This window comes from Nostocoides australiense Ben110, from assembly GCF_001050535.1.
Lineage (GTDB): Bacteria > Actinomycetota > Actinomycetes > Actinomycetales > Dermatophilaceae > Nostocoides_A > Nostocoides_A australiense.
Genome location: NZ_HG764815.1, coordinates 2,583,476 through 2,587,786, shown reverse-complemented (window position 1 = coordinate 2,587,786; position 4,311 = coordinate 2,583,476). Strand labels below are relative to the sequence as shown.

The window sequence follows — 4,311 nt, the reverse complement described above, 5'->3', positions numbered from 1 at the left end:
CTCGGCGCGGCGGCCTATTTCGCGCGGCGGGTGCTGACGCCCGACCGGCGCCGGCCCGATGACATGGTGCTGCTCGAGATCGGGGTCAACGACGTCCTGCTGCAGGCGACCCCGGAATCGACCGTGCCCGGGCGCTACGGGATCTGGCTCGACAGCGGGCGGGGGCACATTCGCGTCGGCGAGATCCTCGAGGCCGACCCGGAGGCCGGCACGGTGCGGCGGCGCATCCTCGGGCGGGACTGGGGCATCCTGCGTCCGGGTCCGGTCCGGTGGAACGGCTACTACTACGCCGCCCCACCCGAGATCAGCCTCGGCATGGCCACCCAGCACGCGCATGTGATGACCGACCTCGGGCCGATGCCCGCCTGGATGATCCCCGGCATGGGCGACGGCAGCCAGTGGGCGATCCTCGTCCACGGACGCGGAGCTCGCCGTGAGGAGACGATCCGCGCCATCTCACCCGCTCTTGCGGCGCGGCATACGGTGCTCGTGCCCAGCTATCGCAACGACGAGGGCGCGCCGCCGGGCCCCGACGGCCGCTACAACCTCGGTCTGTCCGAGTGGCGCGACATCGACGCCGCGATCGGGTACGCGCTCGACCACGGCGCCACGCAGGTCGCTCTGATCGGGTGGTCGATGGGCGGGGCGATCGTATTGCAGGCGCTCGCGCAGTCCAGTCGCGCCGATGTCATCTCCCGGGTGGTTCTGGACGGACCGGTGGTCGACTGGACCGACGTGCTGACTCACCACGCCCGCGAGCACGGCGTGCCCGACCGGATCGGCGGGCTGAGCCGGTCCTTGATGGGCAAGCGGTGGACGCGCCGGCTGGTCGGTGTGCACGAATCCGTGGACGTGGCCAAGACCAACTGGGTGGCCCGGTCGGGCGAATTGCGCCACCCGATGCTGATCATCCACAGCCGCGACGACGAGTTCGTGCCCGTCGGGCCCTCCCTCGAACTGGCCGCAGTCCGCCCCGATCTCGTCACCCTCGTCCCGTGGGAGGTCGCCCGCCACTGCAAGGAGTGGAACACCGATCCGCTGCGCTGGGAGAGCGAGGTCGCGGCCTTCCTGAGAGGTTAGGGGCGGCGCAGCTCAGCGACGCGACCACAGGCCGAGCAAGGTGCCGTCCGACTCGAGCAAATGCCTCAACCTGAAGTCGACCGTGACCTGCTGATCGGCGGTGGTGGGGGGGGGGGGACCGCCGGCGAAGGTTGGGACCCAGGTCAGCGCGACCTCGTCGACGAGCCCCAGCCCCAAGAGGGCGGTATGCAGCCGCGGCCCGCCTTCGCTGAGGATCCGCGGCAGACCGTCTCGGCGCAGCCGCGCCACCAGCTCCTCGAGGTCGACCTGGTCGGCACCCATCTGCCAGACGTTGTCCGCGCCGAGGATGTCGCGCGCCCGGGACACGGCGGCGGCGTCCGCCCGCTCGGGGACCACGAGAACGGCCATACCCGGGGTCTGCGGACCGGCGCTCCAGCCGCGGGGGAGCCGCGCCGAGTTGCTCACCGCGATCAGCGGCCGTTTGCCGGCCGCCGGGGCATAGCCCTCGGTGTCGACCGTCGCGGCCCCGACGACCACAACATCCGCCAGCTGCCGGTTGAGGTCGAAGACCACCTTGTCGGCGGCATTGTTGATCGATCCGGTCAGGCCGTCGGCTCCCGTGGCCGCTCCGTCCAGCGTCGCGACGAAGTTGGTCCGGATCCCGCCGCGTTCGGGAAAAGTGTATAGCCGGACGAGGTCGTCATCCCTCACCGTCTCGGTGAGGTCGAGGTCGTGGAGGTCGGAACTCAAGAGCCGCACCCGGCCAGTGTGGCGCATGCAAGTGCAATGATGCCCCTTATGGCAAAGGGCAAGAAGAACAAGGACAAGAAGTCTCGCAAGGAGATCGAGATCATCGCCAAGGATCTGGCGGTGCGAAAGATGCTGCGCGGGTCCAAGAAGTCCAAGAACGCCAAGGACGGCATCGCGCAGGCCAAGGTCTCCGAACTCGTCGCCGCCGTGGCCGACGGCAAGGCGTCCAAATCCGTGGTCAAGGGCGCTCCCGCGCCCGGCGTCTTCGAGGTTGCCCTGCGGGCCGGCGACGGCTTCGTCCTCGCGGATGTCGACCCCGCGTCCACGCCCGGGTTCATCGGCGACAAGGCGGCCGGTGAGGCTCTCATGGCGCCGCTGGCCGAGCAGGTGGCCGACCTGCAGGAGCGGCTGTATGCCGAGGCCAAGGGGGGTGGCAAGCGCGCGGTGCTGCTGATCATCCAGGGCATGGACACCTCCGGCAAGGGCGGCATCATGCGCCACGTCGTCGGTGCCGCGGACCCCCAGGGCATCCGGATCACCGCGTTCAAGGCGCCCACCGCGGAGGAGAAGGCCCGCCCGTTCCTGTGGCGCATCCGCAACGCCCTCCCGACGCCCGGTGTCATCGGCGTCTTCGACCGGTCGCAGTACGAGGATGTCCTGATCGGCAAGGTCCACGAGCTCGCGCCCCGCGCCACCATCGGCCGCCGCTACGCCCAGATCAACTCCTTCGAGAAGTCGGTCGCCGCCTCCGGCACCAAGATCGTCAAGGTCATGCTGCACATCTCCGACGAGGAGCAGCAGGCCCGCCTCGCCGAGCGGCTCGCGAACCCGGAGAAGTATTGGAAGTTCAACCCCGGCGACCTCGGCGAGCGCGCTCTCTGGGGCGAGTACATGGACGCCTACCAGGTGGCGATCGACAAGTGCTCCACCGAAGTCGCGCCCTGGTATGTCGTGCCCGCCGACAAGAAGTGGTACGCCCGCCTCGCCGTGATGAACCTGCTGCTCGCGGCCCTGCTCGATCTCGACCCGCAGTGGCCGGCCGCGGACTTCGACGTCGCGGAGATGCAGGCCAAGCTCGAGGCCATGGGCGATGTCACCCCCGACGACCCCACGGACGAGTCCCCCGAGGACGCCGACGAGTCCTGACTCTCAGCGGCGCCCCGCCGGCGTGCGCGCCAGCAGCACCGGCGCGGCGCTGCGCACCAGGTCGGCGGGGAGCGTGCCGAACGTCGCGCCACGTTCGCCGGCCACCCGGGAGGCGATGAAGGCGTCGGCGACGACCGGCTCGGCATACCGCACGAGCAGACTCGCCTGCAGCGTCACGGCCAGCCGCTCCACGAGGGCCCGCGCCTGCAGGGGCGCATCGGCCCCGGTGATCGTCATCGCGCTGGACTCGACGGCGTCGATGTGGGCATCCAGGCGCCGATCGACCCCGCGCGCCAGCGCGGCCTCCTTCGCCAGCGCCGCCACGCTCGCCGGCTCACGCGTCATCGCCCGCAGCACGTCGAGGGCGTTGACATTGCCCGAGCCCTCCCAGATGGAGTTCAGCGGCGCCTCGCGGAACAGCCGCGCCATACCGTTCTCCTCCACATAGCCGAGCCCGCCGAGGCACTCCAGGGCCTCGGCCACCATCGGCGCCGTCCGCTTGCACACCCAGTATTTGCCCAGCGCGACGGCGAGCCGGGCGAAGTCACCCTCGCCTTCGTCGACGGCGTGCGCGAGCCGCATCGCGAGCAGCGTGGCTGCCTCCGACTCGAGCGTCAAGTCGGCGAGGACGTTGCGCATCAGCGGTGCCTCGATGAGCACCTCGCCGAACGCCGAGCGCTGGGCGGTGAAGTGCGCCGCGCGCACCAGCGCCGCCCGCATCGTCGCCGCCGACCCGAGCACACAGTCGAGCCGGGTGGCCGCGACCATGTTGATGATCGAGCGCACCCCGCGCCCCAGCGGCCCGACCGGCACTGCCCACGTCCCGTCGAACTCCACCTCGGAGGAGGCGTTGGCGCGATTGCCGAGCTTGTCCTTCAGCCGCTGGACGGCGAAGGCGTTGCGGCTGCCGTCGGGCAGGACGCGGGGGAGCAGGAAGCAGCTGAGGCCCTCGTCCGCCTGCGCGAGTACGAGGAAGGCGTCGCTCATCGGCGCCGAACAGAACCACTTGTGTCCCCGGAGGCGGTGACTGTGCTCCCCGAGCGGGCCGGCCGCATCGGCCGTCGCGGCCGTCGTGTTGGCGCGCACGTCCGAGCCGCCCTGTTTCTCCGTCATGCCCATGCCGACGATGGCGCCGTGCTTGTCCTGGACGGGCGCGAGCCGCGGGTCGTATGCCCGCGCGGTCAGCTTCCGCAGCCAGGTCGCGCTGACGTCGGGTTGGCCGGCGAGTGCGGGGGCGGCGGCATACGTCATGGAGATGGGGCACAGGTGCCCCGCCTCGACCTGGCTCCACACGTAGAACCCGGCGGCGCGGGCCAGGTGGGCGCCGCTGCCGGGGGTGGCGAGCCACGGCTCGGCGGGGGGGGGGGGGGGGGG

Annotated in this window: 4 protein-coding genes; 2 read left to right on the top strand and 2 right to left on the bottom strand. The window is 71.1% G+C overall.

What is annotated here, in order from left to right; genetic code table 11:
* On the top strand, positions 1 to 1,080 hold a 1,080-nt coding region (locus BN11_RS12435; protein ID WP_048698165.1), incomplete at its 5' end, for an alpha/beta hydrolase family protein.
* A 12-nt stretch (positions 1,081 to 1,092) separates the two neighbouring features.
* On the opposite strand, the gene BN11_RS12430 is transcribed toward BN11_RS12435, so the two are convergent.
* The gene (locus BN11_RS12430; protein ID WP_048698163.1) at positions 1,093 to 1,800 is read right to left on the bottom strand and encodes a dihydrofolate reductase family protein; all 708 of its coding nucleotides are present in this window, start codon (positions 1,798 to 1,800) and stop codon (positions 1,093 to 1,095) included.
* 39 nt (positions 1,801 to 1,839) lie between these two features.
* Between BN11_RS12430 and BN11_RS12425 the strand changes: the two genes are divergently transcribed.
* On the top strand, positions 1,840 to 2,937 hold the full coding sequence (locus tag BN11_RS12425; RefSeq protein WP_083433721.1) for a PPK2 family polyphosphate kinase: 1,098 nt from the start codon (positions 1,840 to 1,842) through the stop codon (positions 2,935 to 2,937).
* A gap of 3 nt (positions 2,938 to 2,940) precedes the next feature.
* Here the strand turns inward: BN11_RS12425 and BN11_RS12420 are convergent.
* On the bottom strand, positions 2,941 to 4,311 hold a 1,371-nt coding region (locus tag BN11_RS12420; RefSeq protein ID WP_053084094.1), incomplete at its 5' end, for an acyl-CoA dehydrogenase family protein.

Excerpts from the sequence above, each read along its gene's own strand:
- BN11_RS12425 (WP_083433721.1), top strand. The coding sequence starts at position 1,840 with ATGGCAAAGGGCAAGAAGAACAAGGACAAGAAGTCTCGCAAGGAGATC.